Annotated in this window: 22 protein-coding genes and 2 pseudogenes; 16 read left to right on the top strand and 8 right to left on the bottom strand. The window is 52.8% G+C overall.

What is annotated here, in order from left to right:
- Positions 1–2: 2 nt before the first annotated feature.
- From HA45_RS06140 to HA45_RS28005, 8 genes are all read left to right on the top strand, one after another.
- Positions 3–854 carry a Vmh family MBL fold metallo-hydrolase gene (locus tag HA45_RS06140; RefSeq protein ID WP_100703750.1) on the top strand — a complete coding sequence of 284 codons (852 nt, stop codon included), beginning with the start codon at positions 3–5 and terminating at the stop codon, positions 852–854.
- A 185-nt stretch (positions 855–1,039) separates the two neighbouring features.
- Positions 1,040–2,638 carry an ABC transporter substrate-binding protein gene (locus HA45_RS06145; RefSeq protein WP_100703749.1) on the top strand — a complete coding sequence of 533 codons (1,599 nt, stop codon included), beginning with the start codon at positions 1,040–1,042 and terminating at the stop codon, positions 2,636–2,638.
- A gap of 161 nt (positions 2,639–2,799) precedes the next feature.
- The gene (locus HA45_RS06150) at positions 2,800–3,525 is read left to right on the top strand and encodes an aspartate/glutamate racemase family protein (RefSeq protein ID WP_100703748.1); all 726 of its coding nucleotides are present in this window, start codon (positions 2,800–2,802) and stop codon (positions 3,523–3,525) included.
- Positions 3,525–4,559: an ABC transporter permease gene (locus tag HA45_RS06155; protein ID WP_240629274.1), complete on the top strand. Its 1,035-nt coding sequence runs from the start codon at positions 3,525–3,527 to the stop codon at positions 4,557–4,559. The genes HA45_RS06150 and HA45_RS06155 overlap by 1 nt, the downstream gene beginning before the upstream one ends.
- Complete coding sequence (locus HA45_RS06160) at positions 4,556–5,422, top strand: ABC transporter permease (protein ID WP_100703747.1); 867 nt, start codon at positions 4,556–4,558, stop codon at positions 5,420–5,422. The genes HA45_RS06155 and HA45_RS06160 overlap by 4 nt, the downstream gene beginning before the upstream one ends.
- Positions 5,419–6,465, top strand: a complete 1,047-nt coding sequence (locus HA45_RS27995) for an ATP-binding cassette domain-containing protein (protein ID WP_244563407.1) — start codon at positions 5,419–5,421, stop codon at positions 6,463–6,465. Before HA45_RS06160 ends, HA45_RS27995 begins: the two co-directional genes overlap by 4 nt.
- Entirely contained in the window at positions 6,417–6,959 is a 543-nt protein-coding gene (locus HA45_RS28000; protein ID WP_244563408.1) for an ATP-binding cassette domain-containing protein, read from the top strand. The genes HA45_RS27995 and HA45_RS28000 overlap by 49 nt, the downstream gene beginning before the upstream one ends.
- Positions 6,953–7,093 carry a hypothetical protein gene (locus HA45_RS28005; RefSeq protein WP_240629272.1) on the top strand — a complete coding sequence of 47 codons (141 nt, stop codon included), beginning with the start codon at positions 6,953–6,955 and terminating at the stop codon, positions 7,091–7,093. The genes HA45_RS28000 and HA45_RS28005 overlap by 7 nt, the downstream gene beginning before the upstream one ends.
- A gap of 27 nt (positions 7,094–7,120) precedes the next feature.
- Here the strand turns inward: HA45_RS28005 and HA45_RS06170 are convergent, their stop codons facing one another.
- Positions 7,121–8,440 carry an NAD(P)/FAD-dependent oxidoreductase gene (locus HA45_RS06170; RefSeq protein ID WP_100703746.1) on the bottom strand — a complete coding sequence of 440 codons (1,320 nt, stop codon included), beginning with the start codon at positions 8,438–8,440 and terminating at the stop codon, positions 7,121–7,123.
- A 502-nt stretch (positions 8,441–8,942) separates the two neighbouring features.
- On the opposite strand from HA45_RS06170, the gene cspE reads away from it, so the two are divergent.
- Positions 8,943–9,155, top strand: coding sequence for a transcription antiterminator/RNA stability regulator CspE (gene cspE / locus HA45_RS06175; RefSeq protein WP_100703745.1), 213 nt, complete (start codon positions 8,943–8,945; stop codon positions 9,153–9,155).
- Positions 9,156–9,279: 124 nt separating this feature from the next.
- On the opposite strand, the gene yajD is transcribed toward cspE, so the two are convergent.
- Positions 9,280–9,627 (bottom strand): HNH nuclease YajD, encoded by a 348-nt coding sequence (yajD, locus tag HA45_RS06180; RefSeq protein WP_100703744.1) that lies wholly within the window; start codon positions 9,625–9,627, stop codon positions 9,280–9,282.
- Between the two features lie 237 nt (positions 9,628–9,864).
- Between yajD and HA45_RS06185 the strand changes: the two genes are divergently transcribed.
- On the top strand, positions 9,865–10,404 hold the full coding sequence (locus tag HA45_RS06185; RefSeq protein ID WP_100703743.1) for a DUF2058 domain-containing protein: 540 nt from the start codon (positions 9,865–9,867) through the stop codon (positions 10,402–10,404).
- 15 nt (positions 10,405–10,419) lie between these two features.
- Here the strand turns inward: HA45_RS06185 and HA45_RS06190 are convergent, their stop codons facing one another.
- The gene (locus HA45_RS06190) at positions 10,420–11,118 is read right to left on the bottom strand and encodes an RluA family pseudouridine synthase (RefSeq protein WP_100703742.1); all 699 of its coding nucleotides are present in this window, start codon (positions 11,116–11,118) and stop codon (positions 10,420–10,422) included.
- 201 nt (positions 11,119–11,319) lie between these two features.
- On the opposite strand from HA45_RS06190, the pseudogene HA45_RS06195 reads away from it, so the two are divergent.
- Positions 11,320–11,801, top strand: a pseudogene (locus HA45_RS06195) (cold-shock protein).
- Between the two features lie 72 nt (positions 11,802–11,873).
- On the top strand, positions 11,874–12,119 hold the full coding sequence (locus HA45_RS06200; protein WP_100703740.1) for a DUF2543 family protein: 246 nt from the start codon (positions 11,874–11,876) through the stop codon (positions 12,117–12,119).
- Positions 12,120–12,188: 69 nt separating this feature from the next.
- Here the strand turns inward: HA45_RS06200 and HA45_RS06205 are convergent, their stop codons facing one another.
- The 3 genes and pseudogenes from HA45_RS06205 to HA45_RS06215 form a co-directional block, all read right to left on the bottom strand.
- Positions 12,189–12,875, bottom strand: coding sequence for a GntR family transcriptional regulator (locus tag HA45_RS06205; RefSeq protein WP_100703862.1), 687 nt, complete (start codon positions 12,873–12,875; stop codon positions 12,189–12,191).
- A 212-nt stretch (positions 12,876–13,087) separates the two neighbouring features.
- Positions 13,088–14,583 (bottom strand): annotated as a pseudogene (locus HA45_RS28930) (aldehyde dehydrogenase).
- A gap of 9 nt (positions 14,584–14,592) precedes the next feature.
- Positions 14,593–15,492 (bottom strand): dihydrodipicolinate synthase family protein, encoded by a 900-nt coding sequence (locus tag HA45_RS06215; RefSeq protein WP_100703861.1) that lies wholly within the window; start codon positions 15,490–15,492, stop codon positions 14,593–14,595.
- A 372-nt stretch (positions 15,493–15,864) separates the two neighbouring features.
- On the opposite strand from HA45_RS06215, the gene yddG reads away from it, so the two are divergent.
- From yddG to HA45_RS29310, 4 genes are all read left to right on the top strand, one after another.
- A complete protein-coding gene (yddG, locus tag HA45_RS06220; RefSeq protein WP_100703738.1) occupies positions 15,865–16,779 on the top strand; it encodes an aromatic amino acid DMT transporter YddG in 915 nt (304 codons plus the stop codon).
- Positions 16,780–16,914: 135 nt separating this feature from the next.
- On the top strand, positions 16,915–17,934 hold the full coding sequence (locus HA45_RS06225) for an MFS transporter (RefSeq protein WP_436404999.1): 1,020 nt from the start codon (positions 16,915–16,917) through the stop codon (positions 17,932–17,934).
- Entirely contained in the window at positions 17,931–18,170 is a 240-nt protein-coding gene (locus tag HA45_RS29305; RefSeq protein ID WP_436405000.1) for a hypothetical protein, read from the top strand. The genes HA45_RS06225 and HA45_RS29305 overlap by 4 nt, the downstream gene beginning before the upstream one ends.
- On the top strand, positions 18,134–18,289 hold the full coding sequence (locus tag HA45_RS29310; RefSeq protein ID WP_436405001.1) for a hypothetical protein: 156 nt from the start codon (positions 18,134–18,136) through the stop codon (positions 18,287–18,289). The genes HA45_RS29305 and HA45_RS29310 overlap by 37 nt, the downstream gene beginning before the upstream one ends.
- A 23-nt stretch (positions 18,290–18,312) precedes the next feature.
- Here the strand turns inward: HA45_RS29310 and HA45_RS06230 are convergent, their stop codons facing one another.
- Together HA45_RS06230 and HA45_RS06235 are read right to left on the bottom strand one after the other, a co-directional pair.
- A complete protein-coding gene (locus tag HA45_RS06230) occupies positions 18,313–19,341 on the bottom strand; it encodes a GlxA family transcriptional regulator (RefSeq protein ID WP_100703736.1) in 1,029 nt (342 codons plus the stop codon).
- Position 19,342: 1 nt separating this feature from the next.
- On the bottom strand, positions 19,343–19,807 hold the full coding sequence (locus HA45_RS06235; protein ID WP_100703735.1) for a MarR family winged helix-turn-helix transcriptional regulator: 465 nt from the start codon (positions 19,805–19,807) through the stop codon (positions 19,343–19,345).
- Positions 19,808–19,913 lie beyond the last annotated feature (106 nt).

Consider the following 19,913-nt stretch of genomic DNA (forward strand, 5'->3'; position numbering starts at 1 on the left):
AGATGAAGATGAAGTCATTGACGCTAACGTTAGCGCTGGCAGCCAGCCCAGCATTTGCTGCCCCCCTGCATTTGGCGGTATACAATCCACAGGAGCAAGGGGTGTTTCCGGTATCTTCAACCCTGATTTCTGGCCCGCATGAAGCGATATTGGTGGATGCCCAATTCAGCCCTAAAGATGGCGAGAAACTGGTGGAGATGATTAAAGCCAGCGGTAAAAAACTCACGCAAATCGTGATTACCTCAGGCGATCCTGACTTCTACTTCGGACTTGAGCCCATCGTCAAAGCCTTCCCGCAGGTGAAAATTGTCGCGGCGCCCACGGTGGTAGAGCATATCGAAGCCACTAAAGCCGCCAAACTGGAATACTGGGGCCCGAAAATGCCAGGTGGCGCCCCCACTCAGTTGTATGTACCGCAGATTACGCATCAGACCTCATTTAGCGTGGATGGAGAGCGTGTAGAATTGCGCCATGCAGGTGATAAATCAGCTTATCTGTGGATCCCCGCCAACAAAGCCGTGTTGGGCGGAACCGCCATTGCGGCTGGCATCCACGTTTGGACGGCAGATACGCAAACGCCAGCCAGCCGTGAGCAGTGGCGCAACGTCCTCACTGAAATTCAGCGGCTTAATCCCAAGGTGGTGATCCCCGGTCATTACATCGGCGCACGCCCTTCCGGCGATAATGCAGTCACCTTCACGCTTAACTACCTGCAAAGCTTTGAAAAAGCGCTGCAACAGCATAAGGGTTCTGCGGCAGTGATTGAGACAATGAAGACCGCTTATCCCAATTTACCGGATGAAAGCTCACTGGAATTAAGTGCTAAAGTGAATACTGGCGAAATGAAGTGGTAATTTAGCCGACTTCATCAATGAAAAGGTCGTTAGGAATAACGGCCTGGTGTTATCAGCACCATCCTCGATTAATATCCGCTTTACGGCAAACCAATGCCACTTTAGTTAATAGTCAAATCTATACCCGACTGATAATTTCCCTGAGCCTGCAATAACGTTATTATTCTCTCAAAAGGGTTCGCGAAATGAATGTATTACGGCGCTTGAGTCGGATTTTATTTATTACACTAATGGGAACGCTTAGTCTTATTTCAGCGCATGCTGAAACGCCACAGAAAGGCGGGACGTTGACACTGATTTTACCCAGTGAGCCTTCAGCTCTGGTGGCGCTGGCAACGGTCGCACAGCCGGTGATTGCCACCAGCGCCAAGGTCAATGAAGGATTGTTGACCTACGACTATAATCTCCACCCGCTGCCACAATTGGCCACCTCGTGGGATATCAGTCCAGACGGCAAGCGCTATACCTTCCACCTGCGTAAAGGGGTGAAATGGCATGATGGGCAGCCCTTTACCTCTGCAGATGTGGCCTTCTCACTCGATTTGCTGAAGAAAACCCATCCGCGAGCCAAATCGACCTTTGCTAATGTTGCCAGCATCGAAACGCCGGACGATCTCACTGCGGTGCTGGTGCTTAGCCATCCGGCGCCTTATCTGATCACCGCTTTTGCCGCCGGAGAAACGCCGATCCTCCCTAAGCACATCTATGAAAACGGAGATGTGCTGAAGAACCCTAACAACAATGCGCCGATAGGTACCGGGCCGTATATTTTCGATAAATGGGAACGCGGCAGCTACATCCTCTATAAGCGCAATCCGCACTACTGGGATGCGCCCAAGCCTTATATCGACCAGCTGGTAGTGAAATTCTCAACCGATCCCACCGTGCGTTCACTGGCATTACAAACCGGTCAGGCGGATATTGGCTATCGTACGCCGATCGCGCTTAGCGAGCTGAAACGCCTGCAGGAAAACCCCAGGTTAGAATTTGAAACTCAAGGCTACAACTACTCCAATAGCGTGGCATCAATCCACTTCAACCTCGATGACAAACTGTTTAAAGACCTGCGCGTGCGCCAGGCCATCGCGCACAGTATCAACCGTAAGGCGCTGTTGAATGTGGTTTATTTTGGCTATGCCACACCCACTGAAACCCCAGTTGGGCCTAACCTGAAAGCGTTCCACAGCACTAAGCCTTCTCCTTATCAATACGATTTGGCAGCGGCAAACGCCTTGCTGGATGAGGCGGGCTATAAGAAAGGCGATGACGGCGTGCGCCTGCGCGTGACGCTGGATTACAACACCTTTGACGATACTTTCCGTCGTAACGCCGAGTTTGTGCGATCGGCCTTAGCGCGCGTGGGCATTGCCGTGACGCTGCGCTCGCAGGATCTGTCAACCTATGCGACTCGCGTGTTTACTCAACGCGATTTTTCTTTCTCCATCGATCAATATGCCAACCTGTACGATCCTACCGTCGGTGTGCAGCGCCTGTATTGGTCAAAGAACTATCGTCCAGGAGTGCCCTTCACCAATATCTCTCATTACCAGAATCCTCAGGTTGATCAGTTGCTGGAAGCGGCCCAGACCGAGAACGACTCAGCGAAGCGCGTGGCGGAATTCCAGCAGTTCCAGGACATCGTGCAGCAGGAACTGCCGGATATTAATCTGGCCTCTCCGCAATTTATTACCATCCGCAGTAAACATGTTCATGATGACTCGCCTACCGCCGACGGTCTGGAAGGTAATTTATCCAGTGTGTGGCTCGATAAGGCAGCCAAATAAATCCTCACTCGTAATAATAAATAAACCGGTTAATCAACGCTGCCGGTTTTCTTTATCAGAAAAGCGCAAAACTTTTGCGCTTTTAATTCATTCTGCCTGCCAGCCCCCTTTGTTAACGTCAATCCTCATTATGCCTTTCGGTATTTTCAGGGATCCCAATCATGACGCAATCCACACACCAACCAGCCACCATTGGCATTCTGATGGTCAAAACCGCATTTCGTCGCTACCAGGGCGATATTGGTAATCCGCAAACCTGGCCCTTCCCGGTGCGCTATCAGGTGGTGGACGAGGCCATCCCTCAGCGCATGGGCCATTTGGGTGAGCACGCGCTGCTGGAGCCGTTTAAACGTGCGGCTCAGACCTTGATTGATCAGGGCGTCGATGGGCTCACCACCAGCTGCGGCTATCTTTCGTGGTATCAACAGGAACTGGCGGCCTGGTCACCGGTACCCATCGTTACCAGCAGCCTGTTGCAGTATGTCAGCCTGCGCCAGATCTTGCCGGCTAACCGCCCTCCACTGATTCTGACGTTTGATGAGAGCACCTTAAAGGCGGATTACCTCACCCGTGTGGGCATTCCTGCAGAGGCGCAGGTGGCCGGTATGCCAGCAGATTCTGAGTTTGTGCGCTCTATCCGCGAAGGCGACAGCAGCGTGAACTGGGCAACGCTGGCCGATGAAGTGCTTAGTGCGGCGGCCAGCGCTCTACAACGCTTCCCCAACAGCGGCGCACTGCTACTGGAATGCACCAACCTTGCGCCATTTAGCGCGCTATTGCAGGCGCGCTTTGGCTTGCCGGTTTATGACACGCTGACGCTGGTAAACAGTTTTCAGGCGGCGCTGCGCCCTGCGCATTGGGATCGGGGGGCACAATGGACCCTTTGATGTCGCGCAGCCACGCGTCCGATCGCCAACCCGTACGTCCGCTGTCACGCACTACCCGGCGCGTACTTTATGCATTGCGTGATGCACTGATCCAGGCTCTTCCCGCTGCGTTGGGGATCGTACTGGTGGTATTCGTTTTACTGCAACTGGTACCCGGCGATGTGGTGGATGTGATGGCCAGCCAGTCTGGCAGTGCCTCCGCCGAAACCATGGCGTGGCTGCGAGCCGAATACGGTCTCGACCAGCCGGTTCTGACGCAGTTCTGGAACTATCTGTGGCACCTGGCGCACTTCAGCCTCGGTTATTCTCCACGCTTTGGCACCGATGTCACAGGGCTGATACTCGGCCGTTTACCCGATACGTTATTGCTGATGCTGCTGGCACAAGCCATGGCGTTGGTGGTCGGGATTGGCTTCGGTATCGTCATGGCGGTCTGGGCCAATAAATGGCCGGATCGTCTGCTAACGCTGGTGAACCTGCTGCTGTATTCCCTGCCCGGCTTCTGGATTGGATTGTTGGTGTTGCTGCTGTTTTCAGTACAGCTCAACTGGCTGCCCAGCGGCGGCAACCAAACGATCGGCGCCAATCTCTCGGCGGGTGGCGCGTTGCTGGATAAACTGCAACATGCACTGTTACCGGTGCTGGCGCTTAGCAGTTACTTCATCGCGATTTACGCCCGCCTGACCCGCAGCGCATTGCTGGACGTCGCCGATCAGGATTTCATTCGCACCGCACACGCCAAAGGTCTGTCACCGTGGCGCATCGTGCTGCGTCATATGCTGCGCTGCGCGCTGACCCCGGTGACCACCGTTGCAGGGTTATATTTTGGCAATCTTTTGGGGGGTGCTGCCGTGATTGAAACCGTGTTCAGCTGGCCAGGATTAGGCAGCCTGGCGATGGAAGCTATCGTGGCGCGTGATTTCAATGTGGTGCTCGGCATATTGCTGCTGTCGGCCTTTATGGTGGTGATAGTGAATGTGCTGGTCGATGTGCTGCAAAGCCTGATCGACCCGCGTATGGAGGGCCGCGCATGAAGGCCCTCACACTCTCATTCACGCCATTATCCGCCTGGAGTCGTTGGTTTCGATCGCTGGAAGTGGTGCTGGGCAGTCTGCTGCTGGCCATCGTGCTGCTGATGGCGTTACTGGCCGGTTGGTTGTATCCCGGTGACCCGCTGGAAATGGTGGCTCAACCGTTTCTCTGGCCGGGTGATGATGCGCAGTTTCCGCTTGGCACTGATTCTCTCGGGCGCGATGTGGCCGCAGGAATATTTCATGGCGCGCGGGTTTCACTGCAAATCGGCACTATCGCGGTGGTGGTGAGCGTGGTGATTGGCCTGATTGCAGGGGCCAGCGCTGGGTATTTCGGTGGTAAAACCGATCGCATCGTCACGCGTATCAGCGAGCTGTTCCAGACCTTCCCGGCTTTTTTACTGGTGGTGGTGCTGGTCGCGATTGGACATCCCACGGTGAATTATATTGCTGGCGCGATTGGCGTAGCGAGCTGGCCGATGATTGCGCGGCTGGTGCGGGCGGAGTGCCGTCTGCTGCGTCATCAGGAATTTGTGCTCGCGGCACAAACGCTGGGTTACAGCCCGCTGCGCATATTAGTGCGTGAGGTGTTGCCCAATCTGCTGCCTACTTTGATCGTCACGCTGTCGGTGATGATGGCCAGTGCCATTTTGACCGAATCCTCATTGGGTTTTCTTGGCTTTAGCGATCCTAATCGCATCAGTTGGGGCGGCATGATTGGCGATGGTCGTCAGTCGTTGCAGAACGCCTGGTATCTGGCCGTGCTGCCCGGCAGTGCATTGGCCGCGACCATACTGGCTTTGAATTTATTGGGCGATGCACTCAATGACTGGCTCAATCCGCGTCGTAAAGGAGCTTCCCAATGAGCGCAATACTGGAATTTCGTCACTTCTCCGTCCGTTTTGGTGATCGTTATGCGGTACAGGATCTCAATCTTAGCGTGCAACCCGGCGAGATGCTGGCATTGGTTGGCGAATCGGGCAGTGGCAAATCAATCAGTGCCCTGGCAGCGTTACGTTTAACGCCGCCAGCCGCCACGCTGGAAGGTGAGATTCACTACCAGGGGTTAAATCTGTTGGCACAGCCGGAGGCCACATTACGTCGGCTGCGTGGCAAATCCATCGCCATGATCTTTCAGGATCCGATGACCTCGCTGAATCCGGTGCTGACCGTCGGACAACAGTTAGCCGAAAGCGTGCAGTTGCATCTTGGGTTGAACCGGCATGAGGCGCGCCAGCGTGCCATTAGCCTGCTGGAACAAGTGAACATCGCTCACGCGCAACAACGCGTTGATGATTATCCACACCATTTCTCTGGCGGCCAACGCCAGCGCATCATGATTGCCATGGCAATGGCCTGCGAACCGCAGCTGTTGATTGCCGATGAACCCACTACCGCGTTGGATGCCACCGTGCAGCGTCAGATTCTGGAGCTGCTGGATCGCCTGCGCCATGAACTTGGCATGAGCGTGCTGTTTATCACTCACGATCTCGGATTAGTCGAGCAATATGCCGATCGCGTGGCGGTGCTATATCGCGGCGTGAAAGTCGAAGAGAGCCCTAAAGCCGCGCTATTCCACCAGCCGCAACACCCTTATAGCCGTGGATTGCTGGCGGCTTCGCTGCATGCGGGGGAAACACCCCATTATCGTCAACGTCGCCTGACAGAGATTGTGCATCAGCCGGACGGTCCGCCGCGCCTTGTGACGCCCGAAGCCCCCACGCTACCGGCGATTGATGCGCAGGCAGCGCCGCTGCTGGCGATTGATGACTTGCAGTTTCGTTATCCTTCCATGCCAGCGGGCAGCGCTTCAGTGCGCGATGTCTCATTGCATATTCAACCCGGAGAGACACTTGGCTGGTGGGTGAATCTGGCTGCGGTAAATCAACACTGTCGCGCCTGCTGTTAGGATTGCTGAAACCGGATGGCGGTCAGATTCACTTCGCGGGGGAGCGGATCGATCACCTCAACAACCGGCAGCGTGCGGCCTGGCGACCGCGCATCCAGATGATCTTTCAGGATCCGTTCTCCTCACTCAATCCACGCCACACGGTGGAAGAGATTCTGCTCACGCCTTTGCGCGTGCATGCACGAGGTTCACGTACGGAGCAACGGCGGGCGGTGCACGAGATGCTTGAGCAGGTCGGCTTGCCGTTCAATGCGCTGAAACGCCATCCGCATGAGTTTTCCGGTGGGCAGCGTCAGCGCATTGGCATTGCTCGCGCGCTGATACTTAACCCGGACTTGCTGATTTGCGACGAACCGGTGTCCGCGCTGGATGTGTCGGTTCAGGCGCAGATTTTGAATCTGCTGGTGAGTCTGAAACAGCAGCGCAACCTGTCGCTGCTGTTTATCTCCCACGATCTGGCGGTGGTCCGTTACATCGCGGATCGGGTATGGTGATGTATCAAGGCGAGATAGTGGAGCAAGGCGACCACCAGCAGATCTGGCAGCGGCCGGTGCATGCCTACACGCAGCAGTTGCTGGCGTCGGTGCGCCCTGCCACGGCACCGCCATTGCTGACGGCGACAGGGTGATCAACTCAACCGGGATAAAGGAAAAACTTATACTTCCATCCCTGCACGGTACTGGCCCCACTTCAGCACCGAGTTAACGCCAATCGACAGGAAGGGCTCCGCTGGCGTGAGATTTGGACCCGGTGATTGGGTGAGAAAATCGATCAACTCGTTTTTCTCGCCCGCGATCATATCTGCAATCAATTTGCCGGTTGCCGTACCACGCGTAATCCCCAAGCCGTTGCAGCACAGTGCGCCATAGACGTTAGGCGCCAGCTTGCCGAAGAAGCCCTCGTGGTTTTCTGACAGGCAAATTGCCCCGCTCCAGGTGTATTCGAAATCCACCTGCGGCAGCATCGGGAAGCGACGTTCAAACGATTTACGGTGATTTTCCAGATACTGCTTCAGGTACTTCTCACGCGGTCTGCCGTCTGGCTGGAAGCTGAAGCTATTGCGTACCAGAATACGATTATCCACGGTGCGGCGAATGGTGCTGCCAAACGGATGCGCGGGAATCACGCCCCACACTGCTTTCCCCCCTAAGCGCGCCTGCTCGTCTTCAGTCAGCTGGCGCGACAGGCTGCCATAAAGGAAGGTCGGCAGCAGACGGCGCTGCAGGAAACCAAAGTGCGAGGCAAAGCCGTTGTTAGCGAGGATTAGCGTGTCTGCGGTGATGCTGCCCTTATCGTGCACCAGCGTGACTTTATCACCGTAATCGATTGAGGTAATCGGCGTGTACTCGTAGAGCGTGACGTTTGCTGGCAGATTATCTGCCAACCCTTTCACTAACGCTGAAGGTTGCAGCAAGATGGTGCCAGGAATGTACAGCGCCTGTTTGTAGTAAGAAGTGCCAATGTGATCTGGCAAGTCTTGACCGGAAATCATCTCCGACTCGCGACCAATTTTTGCCAGTCCGCTGCGGTAGGCTTCGAGTATCGCAGTACCTTGCTTGCCCACGGATGCCTGATACTTGCCAGATTCCGTCATCTGGCATTCGATACGATGGTCTTGCACGATCTGGCGCAAATAGTTCTGCCCCAGCGTATTCAGTTTGAGAATTTTATTCGCAATCGTGACGTCGCCGATATAGTCCTTTGCCCCGATATCGTGCGGTACATCGATAGCGAAACCGGCATTGCGTCCTGCCGATCCATAGCCCACCTCCTGCGCCTCAATTAACACCACTTCATCGTGGGGGAAATTCAGCGCCAGCTGCCGCGCCGCCGCCAAACCGGTTAAGCCCGCGCCCACAATGGCGAAACGCACTTTTTTCTGACCGATATGCGCCGGACACGGCGTGCGTGCTGCGCTGGTGTGGAACCAGCCAGGCATCGAATCATCGGCAGGCAGAGAGGTGATCTTTTGCAATTCCGTTACTCCAATACACGTTATTCGTTTTTTGTACCCGCCAATTGGCCAGCACAACGTAGGGTTTGTTAGCGGTGTAGAGCGTAAGCATTTAGTGCATTTCACAGGTATTTACCATGTATACCTGATGTATAAAGTTTTACTGAATCTCATGAAATGTTGTCAATATGATCGCGATATGATTGTGTTATGGATCGCAAAATGAGGGGGAGTTTTCGAGATGAACGCCTTTCATCACGGGTGAGATGTCACGGCGTTGTTTGGGCAAGTGTGTAAAATAATATTGAGATAAACGTTGCTAAAAGGATTTGGCTATGTCTTAATGCGTCACCGGTTTGGAATACAGACCTTATGCACGCAGTTTTAGTAAAGCAGTCCTCAGTTCAGGTGTTATCAATAGATACCCTTCTCAATGAGCCTCCTCCTAAGTGCCACATAAGTCACTCTCAAATTACAGGCCATCATCGCCACACTTAGTGGCTCATTAATTAAGGAATTTTCTATGTCTAACAAAATGACTGGTTTAGTAAAATGGTTCAACGCTGATAAAGGTTTCGGCTTCATCACTCCTAACGATGGCACCAAAGATGTATTCGTACATTTCTCTGCTATCCAGAGCGACAACTTCAAGACTCTTGATGAAGGTCAGCAGGTTTCTTTCACCATCGAGAATGGTGCTAAAGGCCCAGCAGCAGCAAACGTAACTGCTCTGTAAGTTGAGCTTGTTATCAGTGGCGCTTACAAACGCGATGAAGACAAAAGTCTGAGCAGTTAAGCAATACTGATAAAAAAACCCGCCTTGAGCGGGTTTTTTAATGCCTGTAGATCACCACCTAAGCTTATTTATTCTTGCTTAACATCGACTTCAAATCCGCAAACGGATTATAGGTTGCTGCATCGATATCCTTCTGCGCATCCTCGCCCGCCACCACGGTGGTTCCATACTGGTCAGCTTCAGTGTACTTGGAGTGTTCATGGTCATGGCAATACAGACACAGCAACTCCCAGTTACTGCCATCTTCCGGGTTATTGGTGTGGTCGTGATCGATATGGTGAACCGTCAACTCACGTAGGTTGGAATACACAAACTCCCGCGCGCAGCGTCCGCATACCCATGGATAGATTTTGAGTGCTTTCTCACGGTAGCCGCTTTCTAAACGCGAGTAGTTTCTAGGGATCAGAGCCATTGCCGATATTACCTGTAGAAAAGTGATGATGTTAAGATTCTGAGTTCAATAGACCCCCGCAATGCAACGGGCGGTGAATTCTGATAAGAATCCTATTTTTTGTTAGAGCAGTCAAAGCCCTCGGCCTCAACACGCGTATTTTTCTCATGATCGCCGCCTTACCACGCTGCGTCCTGGCACAGCCAGTACAAATCCAGCTATAATCGCGCAGATTATTTACCAGATTTGGAAACGAAGATGACAAAGCTCACCTTACAAGAGCAGATGCTTAAAGCGGGATTAGTCTCCAGCAAGAAAATGGACAAAGTGCAACGCACCGCCAAGAAGTCACGCGTGCAGGCGCGCGAGGCCAGAGAGGCGGTTGAAGAGAACAAAAAAGCGCAAATCGAGCGCGATAAGCTGCTGAGCGAACAGCAAAAGCAAGCGACGTTATCCAAAGAGTATAAAGCGCAGGTTAAGCAACTGATTGAAATGAATGCTATTACCGTGGCTAAAGGCACCATCGATTTTAACTTCACCGATAATAATTTAATAAAGAAAATCGCGGTGGATAAAATCACGCAAGCTCAGCTGATCGGCGGTCGTCTGGCGATTGCGCGTTTAGCAGTTGATAACAAAGGTGAAAGCAAGTACGCGATTATTCCCGCCAGCGTAGCCGATAAAATCGCGCAGCGCGACGCGGACAGTATTGTGCTGAACAGCGCATTGAGTCAGGAAGAGCAGGATGAGGACGATCCGTACGCCGACTTTAAAGTACCTGATGATCTGATGTGGTAAACCGTTCAGCCCGTGTCAAAACGGGCTGGCATTGTGCGCTGCGATCTTCTCTCCGCTCACCGGATGCTCAAAATGCAGCTCGCTAGCATGAAGCATCAGCCGTGGCGTTTTCTCGGTCCCCGGCTGCTGCAGGCCACCATACAGATCACAACCCAAAATCGGGTATCCGAGTTGCTGGCAGTGAATACGCAGCTGATGGGTGCGTCCGGTTTCTGGCATTAACTGCACTCGCGTGAGTGACAGCGTTCTGCCCTCTTCCAGCTGGCGTGAAAAGCGTTCAACCACCTGATAGCGCGAGCGCGCAGGCTTGCCGCTCACGGTGCAAATCGACATCAAGGGAAACAGCGCGGGATCTTTAGCAATCGCTGCATCAATCACGCCCTGATCCGAGTTGAGATGCCCGCAGAGTAGCGCACTGTAAACTTTGGTGACACTGCGCTGGCTAAACTGCTGACACAGCACGGCGTTAGTGGCTTTATTGCGCGCCACGACCATCAATCCGGACGTGCCAAAATCCAGGCGGTGCACCAGTGTGCAGCCATGGAAAATCTTGACCAGTCGATGATGCACCGAATCGATATTTTGCGGATTTTTGCCTGAAAGGCTGAGCAGTCCGGCCGGTTTGTTGATCAATACCAGATGCTCGTCCTGATAAAGGATCTCGATCTCGTCAGAACATGGCGGAGCAATGAAGGTATCGATAATCGTAGACATCAGAATGACCGGCTGGAAAGTGGGTGCGGATGATAACCAATTTTCCGTGAACTGACGAATTTTGCCGCTTCACCCTGCCGCACACTCGCTTAGCGCAAAATTATCGTCCAGACTTAAAGCAAAGGCGTGGTCTGCGCAGGCAATGTGCATTACACTGCGCGCTGCAAAAAACTGATTAGATTAACGATTAAGTAGGCGGTAATGGCGATGAACGGAACAATCACGACCTGGTTTCAAGATAAAGGTTTTGGATTTATCAAAGATGAAAACGGAGATAACCGTTATTTTCATGTGATTAAGGTCGCCAACCCTGATCTGATCAAAAAGATGCGGCAGTAACATTTGAACCCACCACTAACAACAAGGGTTTGTCCGCTTTTGCGGTGAAAGTCGTGCCGGACAGCAAATATATCTTTATTGCGGGTGAGCGCCTGAAGCTGACCTCAATCAAGTCGTACGTGGTTTACAGTGAAGAAGAGCCTGTTGAAACACGGATTAATAAAGAAAACACCGTGTTGTCTGTCGGCATCCTGATGAACAGCATCAAGCCTAAATCTGCCACTGAAGTGAACGAAATGCGCTCGGTGAAGAAACTGGCGGTGACCACCTTCCAGGGTACGACCCTGATCTTCACGGAAGATGAAGTCGATATTGATGCAGCAGTGAAAATGCTCAAGGTCTGATGATCAATCCTTTCCTTCCGCGCCAGATTATCTCAGCCATATTGGGCTACAGCATTTCTTTGGGAACACATGATGAATAATGAAATTGACCTTAAATATTTTGATATCGCCGATGAATACGCGACAGAAAGCGACATTGAAGTCAGCGAAGCGGAACGTGAACCGTTAGCACGCTATTTCCAGCTGCTGTTGACCCGTTTGATGAACAACGAAGAAATCAGTGAAGCGTCGCAGCAAGAGATGGCCCAGGAATCAGGCATTCAAGCGCAGCGTATCGATGAGATCGCTAACTTCCTGAATCAGTGGGGCAACGAGTAAGCGGCTTTATATTCTGAGGTCAAGGCGTCTGTGGGCGGCCTGAAGGCCGCCGCGACCCGCGGCGGTCACCTAAGGTGACTGCACCAAATCATCTGCTTTCAAACCCTGTGGCGCGATAAAGATTTCCATATTTTCCCGCGACAAATCCCAATGCTCAAATACCAAATCCACCACTTTCTGTTCATCACGCGCTTCAATCGCGCTGATAAAAGCATCGTGATGGTCGGCAGCCAGCTGTAAGCGTTGTTCCATATCTGCATTTTGTGGGCGGAAGAAGGTGTGACCAATTCGGCAATGGTCGATCAGCAAACGGCCCAGACTCGGCTGCAAATAAGGATTGGCGGCCATTTCACCCATGATCTCGTGAAAACGATTGTTCTCCAGCGCCAGCGCTTCGGCGTCACGGGTTTGCACCGCTTTCCGGAAACGCTTTTGCGTCTCTTTCAGCGATTTCAGCTGTGAGGGTTTGAAATTCTGCACCGCCAGCCGACCGGTTGCCGCATAGATCATGGGCGCCACCAGGAAGAAGTTACGCAGCGTGGAGTGGCTCATCGGGATAACGCGTACCCCGCGTTTCTCGACAATCTCGAGGAAACCTTCCCCGGCCAGACGCTGGAACACCTCACGCACCGGCGTGCGCGAAAGACCATATTGTCCGGTCAGGCTGGCTTCATCCAGCAGTTCGTCAGGATCCAGTTCCATGGTCAAAATAAGGCGTTTTAAATCTTCGTATAACGCAGCTTTTCCCGATCTCAATGTGACCTCCTGTAATGTCATTACGCACTCAATTCCTGCTTAACCTACAGAAAAAGTGTGTATACAGCAAAAATAAATATGGGATATTTTGTGCATTCTGCGGTTGATCACAGAACAGGCTTTGACGGGATAACAAAGAGTTACAGCAGAAAAGATGAGTAGAAGATTATTCTATTTGTCATTGCGCCCGCCATCCGTAGCGGGCATTGACGTTACTCGGCAGGCACATCAATCCAGATGGTTTTTAATTCGGTGTACTGATCGAGCGCGAAAACAGATTTATCGCGGCCGCCGAAGCCAGATTGCTTATAGCCGCCGAACGGCGTAGTGGCATCGCCTTCGCCAAAGCAGTTGACCGTCACGGTTCCGGCACGTACCGCGCGAGATACGCGGATGGCACGGCTGAGTTTACCGGTGTACACCGAGGCCGCCAGACCGTAATCGGTGTCATTGGCCAAAGCGATCGCTTCAGCTTCAGTTTTGAAGGTGGTGACAGACAGCACCGGTCCAAAAATTTCCTCGCGGAACAGTGCGCTTTTTGGCGTCACGCCATCAACGATGGTCGGCTGCACGTAGATACCCCGGTCGGTGAATCCGCCCTGAATAATGCGTAATCCTTCTTTGCGTGCGGTTTTCAAATAGTCACTCACTTTGCAGAAATGCTCAGTAGTGATCATCGTGCCAAGGCGATTCTCAGGATCGAGCGGATTGCCCATGCGCCATTCGCCGATCTGCTCGGCGATATGTGCCAGCAGTTTGTCCTTAATGCCTTCCTGCACCAGCAAACGTGATGTCGCCGAGCAGTTCTCACCCATGTTCCAGAATGCGCCGTTAAGCACATTGGCGGCAACACTGGCCAAATCATCGGCATCATCAAACACCAGCGCCGGGTTTTACCGCCGCACTCCAGCACGATCTTCTTCAGATTTGATTCTGCCGAATAGTGCAGGAAGCGGCGGCCGGTGGCGGTTGAACCGGTGAAACTCACCATATCGATGTCGTGATGCAGACCAATCGGCTCGCCTACGTCTTTCCCGGTGCCGGTAACAATGTTGAGTACGCCAGCTGGTACACCTGCTTCGTGCGCCAGTTCTGCTACACGAAGTGCCGTCAGAGAGGTTTGCTCTGCGGGTTTCACAATCACCGAGCAGCCAGCCGCCAACGCCGGGCCGATCTTCCAGGCCAGCATTAGTAACGGGAAATTCCATGGGAGCACGCAGCCCACCACGCCAATCGGTTCACGTACGATCATCGCCATCGCAGCGCTGCCTGTTGGCGCAGTTTGATCGTAGAGCTTATCGATGGCTTCAGCATGCCAGCGGATCACGTGAATCGTCTCAGGTACATCCACCGCCAGACATTCGCTGACCGGTTTACCGCTGTCGAGACTTTCCATCACCGCCAGTTGCACAACTTCGTTTTCCAGCAAATCAGCGAGCTTGAGTAATACGGCTTTACGCTCGCCGGGATGAAGCTGGCTCCAGCTACCTGCGTCGAACGCATGACGTGCACTCTGCACTGCCACGTTCACATCAGCACTGCTGCAAGCGGCGATATGCGTCAAAATATCACCGGTCGCTGGATTGGTGGTTTCCAGCGTGTTGCCAGAAATGGCCGGGGTAAAACGACCGTTAATGAATGCCTGATCGGGGAATCGCAGCTCACGCGCTACGTTGACCACATCGCTTAGCGTTTGAATCTGTTTCATACGCACTCCTTACAGCACGGCCACAGCTGCCACATTACGTTTCACACCGTCGATCACGGCCTGCAGCTGTGCTTTTTCTGCTTCTTCCAGCGCCTGCAGTGGTGCACGTACCGGACCCGCTTTCAAGCCTGCCAACTCGGCACAGTGCTTGATGGATTGCACAAACTTGCCGCCGTCGAGGAAGTTCATCAATGGCATCATCGCCGCCATGATCTTGCGCCCTTTGTCGAAGTCTTTCTCAACAACGCACGCGTTGTACAGCGCCACATGTTCACGTGGGATGAAGTTAGAGCCAGCACAAACCCAGCTGCGTGCGCCCCAGGCAAAGAATTCCAGCGCCTGATCGTCCCAGCCACAAGAGAGTGCGATATTTGGGAATTGACACGCCAGCAGATGCAGATTGTTGAAATCACCTGAGCTTTCTTTAATCGCGATCACGTTTTTAGAGCGGCTCACTTCGCGGAAGTAGGTTTCACCCATGGAGATTCCCATGCGGCCGGGATAGTTGTAGAGCATGATCGGCAACTGAGCGGCTTTATCGATGGTCAGCGCATGATGGGCATTTTCCAGCTCGGTCGGCAACGCATACGGCGGTGAGGTCACCAGAATCGCATCGGCTTTGTGGTCACGTGCATGAGTCGCGAACGCCACAGCATCTTCGGTGCGAATCGCGCCGGTGCCAACAATCAGTGGCAGGCGATTGCCAATCACTTTACGTGCATGTTCAACCAGAGAAAGACGCTCTTCCGCGCTTTGTGCATAATACTCGCCGGTGGAACCACCAATGATGATGCCGTGGACTCGCGCTTCAATCAGTGACTCCAGTACGTTAGCAAATGCAGCGTAATCGATGCTGCCGTCTGCAGCGTAAGGAGTAATAGCAGGGGTGTAGATACCTTCAAAAGTCATCACGAAATCTCCAGGTGAATTCAGGACCAAATGCAACGCCGTCTGGTTGCGTTTGTTAACAATTTGCATACCGTACGCAGCAAGGTCAATCGGGATAAGTTTTTTGTATACTTTAAAAATACAAAGGAAATACGGCCGGGTGGAACATTCTTACCGACAAATGATAATTTATTTATTACTTTCAATATTTTAATTTATTTTCATCGCTGTAATAATTTTCTAAATGAATTCAGATAACGATCACATTCCACAACTATCGGCATCCGCCATGTCTTTACACGGCGTGTCAGTCGGCATAGTTTTAACCTGGATTTAACAGGTAAGCTTCCACCAGCGTTTCAGGTGAACATTGTGTATAAGAGGTAGCGGGTGATGCCCCAAAAGAAAGCGACGCTCATAGGTTTGATTGCCATCCTGTTATGGAGCGCGATCGTGGGATTAATCAAAAGCGTCAGTGAAGGCTTTGGCCCGATCGCAGGCGCAGCGTTGATCTACAGCTGCAGTGCCATTTTGCTGCTCTTCAGCGTGGGCTTTCCCAATCTGCGTAAATTCCCGCGTCAGTACATCATCATCGGTAGCCTGCTGTTTGTCTGTTATGAACTCTGCCTGTCGCTCTCGCTCGGATTCACCCACAGTGGGCGGCAGGCCATTGAGGTGGGCATGGTGAATTATCTGTGGCCCAGCATGACGATTGTATTGGCGGTGATTGTTAACCGGCAGAAAGTCAGCCCGCTGATTATTCCCGGCGTCATTCTGGCGGTGGCGGGCATTTGTCGTGTGCTCGGTGGCGATCAAGGTTTTTCGATCGATGAAATGATCCATAATATTATGGACAACCCATTGAGTTATGGCCTGGCATTTACTGGCGCGGTCATCTGGTCAATATATTGTGTGGTCACCAAGAAAATTGCCAACGGCAGTAATGGCATCACGCTGTTCTTTATATTAACGGCATTAACGCTGTGGGTTAAATACTTTACCTCACCGCAGCCACCGTTTGATACCTCGGTACAAACATGGATATCTCTGGCCCTGGCGGCGATGGCAATGGGATTTGGTTATGCGGCATGGAATGTGGGAATTTTGCATGGCAATGTCACGATGCTGGCAGCGGCATCGTACTTTATCCCGATTATTTCATCTATTTTAGCGGCATTTATCCTCAATTCTCACCTCACCCTGTCATTTTGGCAAGGCACGGCGATGGTCAGCCTGGGTTCGCTGGTGTGCTGGTGGTCAACCCGCACCGTGGTGAGTAAAACGGTGAACAGTAACGTTTCTGAATAAATTTTAAATCATCGCTACAGGTTTTTTATTTATCTGGCGTCCTAATGAAGTTAAGCATTCACCGCTCAGAGTGCTGACTTCATTCGTATTGGCGTAAGGGTTTTTCACCTCGCCAAATAGAGACTGGAGTAAAACATGTCCAATAACATGTCTGTTGAAGATGTTCCTATTAACCGTTTCCACCGTTTATTAACGGTGCGTTCTGGTGGCGGCTCTTTCGTCGATGGCTATGTGCTGAGTATTATTGGCATAGCCATGACGAAAGTGTCGCCGGCATTAGGACTGAGCCCATTATGGGAAGGTTTAATTGCGGCTTCCGCCCTGATCGGTATTTTCTTCGGCGGCTTTATGGGCGGAGTCCTCACCGATCGACTGGGTCGCCGCATGATTTATTTCGTAGGTCCGACTTTATTCATTCTCTGCTCGCTCGCTCAATTCTGGGTGCAAAGTGGTGAAGTATTATTCGCGCTGCGCTTCATGACGGGTATCGCGGTAGGAATAGAATATCCGGTTGCCACCGCCTTTCTGGTTGAATTTATGCCGAAGAAGTCGCGCGGACCTTGTCTGGCAACTCTGACCATTTTGTGGTTTGCCGGTGCTGCGACCGCATATCTGGTTGGAGAAGCACTTCTCAATTTCGGTGGTGCGGAGGCGTGGCGTTACACGCTGGCGAGCACGGCAGCGATCGGTGCCCTGCTGTTAATAATACGCATGGGCACGCCAGAATCACCGCGTTGGCTGATCAGTAAAGGACGGCATCAGGAAGCCGAGGCGGTTATCCGTCGCGTCTACGGCAGCAGTTTCAGCTTGAAGAATTTGCCTGAGCAAGCGGAAAACAAACATTTGTCTTTCGGCAGCCTGCTGCATTCAGGCTATGGCAAGCGGATGGCATTTGTAACCCTCTTCTGGACCTGCTCGGTGATTCCGGTATTTGCCGTCTACGCCTTCGCACCGAAAGTGTTGCAGGCGCTGCATCTGAGCGGCGATTGGGCCTCCTACGGTTCGATAGCGATCACGCTACTGTTTGTGGTGGGCTGTGTTATCGGTACGCGTCTGGTTAATTCACTGGGACGCCGCAAACTGCTGCTGCACAGCTTCCTGTGGTCTGGCCTGGCGCTGCTGTTGCTGGGCGCCTGCGCGATGGGCCATCGATGATCATTCTGCTGATGTTTGGCGCTTACGCCCTGTTTATTGGCGGTGCGCAGGTGCTGCAACTGGTGTATCCGAATGAAATCTTCCCGACTGAAATTCGCACTGGCGCGGTGGGCATCGGCACATCAATGTCACGCATTGGCGCAGCGTCGGCACCTATCTGGTACCCATTTCACTGCAAACCATCGGCATTGGTTCCACTATGTATATCGCGGCAGGCATTACGTTTATCTGCCTGACTGTTTCCTGGTTCCTCGCCCCTGAAACCGCCTCACGCAATCTGAACGATGCCGCCTCGCTGGATGAAGAACTCCCACCGCAGTCGGTCACTCGCACGCTGTCGAAGCACTCGCAGTAATGCAAAAAGGGGCCAACCGGCCCCTACTCCTTCACCAATCTCTCCACCACTCGCCGCCGTTTGCGAAACGAGCTTGGCGTTTCGCCATACTGTTTACGGAACCAGGCAATGAGGTGTGAGGCATCGGCAAAACCGGTGGCGGTGGCGATAGCGTTGATGCTGTTGCTGGAATCGGCCATTAACTTGCGCGCTTGCTCCAGTCGCATACGGCGCCAGTAAACAGCAGCAGAATAACCGGTGCATTTGGTGAAAATCAGATTGAGCTGGCGGAACGTCACGCTGGCAAACTCTGCCACATCCGCCAGCGGCACCGGCGAATCAAGGTGATGCTTCATAAACTCGATCACCTTATTCACCAAGTCGTTTTCATACACATCCGGCTCGTTAAGATTGTTTTTCTGCTGTGTTTTTTTCACCGGCGCGGCCGGTTCTTCCACCAGCAGATATTTCAGCACTTTTTGCGAGCGCACTAAGCCACAGTGCTGCCGAATCAGATCGGCGGCCAGATCGATCGCGGTCCCACCTGGACACGAGATGATGCCGCCATCTTTGATGTAGGTCTTGTCGATCACCGGGATCGCTTTGGGGAAACGCAGGCGAAACTCATCGCGCGTGGTGAAATGAATCGCGCAATGACGTCCATCCAGCAAGCCCGCGTTGCCCGCGACAAAAGCGCCGCTGCACAGCGTGATAATGGGAATATTACGCGCGTGTAAATCGCGCAGCGCTTGCAGCAACCACGGCGGTGACTGGCGCGTTTCTTCCAGCAATCCCCCCGCTACCACGAAATAATCCCAGCCCCTGGCGAAATCGAGATTCGCAGTCGGCGATACCGGTAAACCACAGCTGGCGGTGACGGGTTGGTTATCGCAGGTCATCCACTCCCAGCGGCAGAAAATCTGGCGACTGGTGAACGATTCGTCCGCCGCAAAGCGCAGCGATTCCACCAGCCCGGCAACAGAAGCCAGTGTGAAACTTTTCATCAACAAAAAGCCGATGGTGAGATCCGGTTTCGGCTCTCCGTGCTGCTCGGCATGGGTTGTTTGCGGCATGTTATTCAGGTTCCTGCAATCCGCCCAGCTTGCTTAATAAGCGCTTCAGGTCCGCGATATCCTGGCTGTCCAGCCCTGCGGTAATCATCTTCTCCGCACTTTTGGCCTGTTCCACCATTCGATTCATCATCACTTCCCCTTCAGCGGTCATGGACACCAGTTTACGGCGACGGTTATTGGTGTCCGTCACGACATTCAGTAAACCACTTTTAGTCATGCGATCAATGACATAGGTTCCTGTGGCTTTATCAAAGCCAGCGCGTTGTCCCAGGGTTTGCTGATCACACGCTGTTTCTTCGGCCAGCACCACCAGAATCGCATACTGCACTGCCGAAAGACCGGTCTCTACGCACTGGGACCAACAAAATGTCGAGTGCTGTCCGGCACGGCGCACAAGGTGCATTAACGAACAATCGCCGTGCGGCCACAAGGGGGCAGCGAGAATTAAGTCAGGATTTTGTGACATTGATGCACTTGACTCCTCTAATCGTCAAAACTATAGTTCGAACACAAACAGTTTGAACTCAAACTATATAATAAATCGGAATGCTTATGAAGATTGTTATCGGGAT

The organism is Pantoea rodasii (assembly GCF_002095465.1).
Lineage (GTDB): Bacteria > Pseudomonadota > Gammaproteobacteria > Enterobacterales > Enterobacteriaceae > Pantoea > Pantoea rodasii.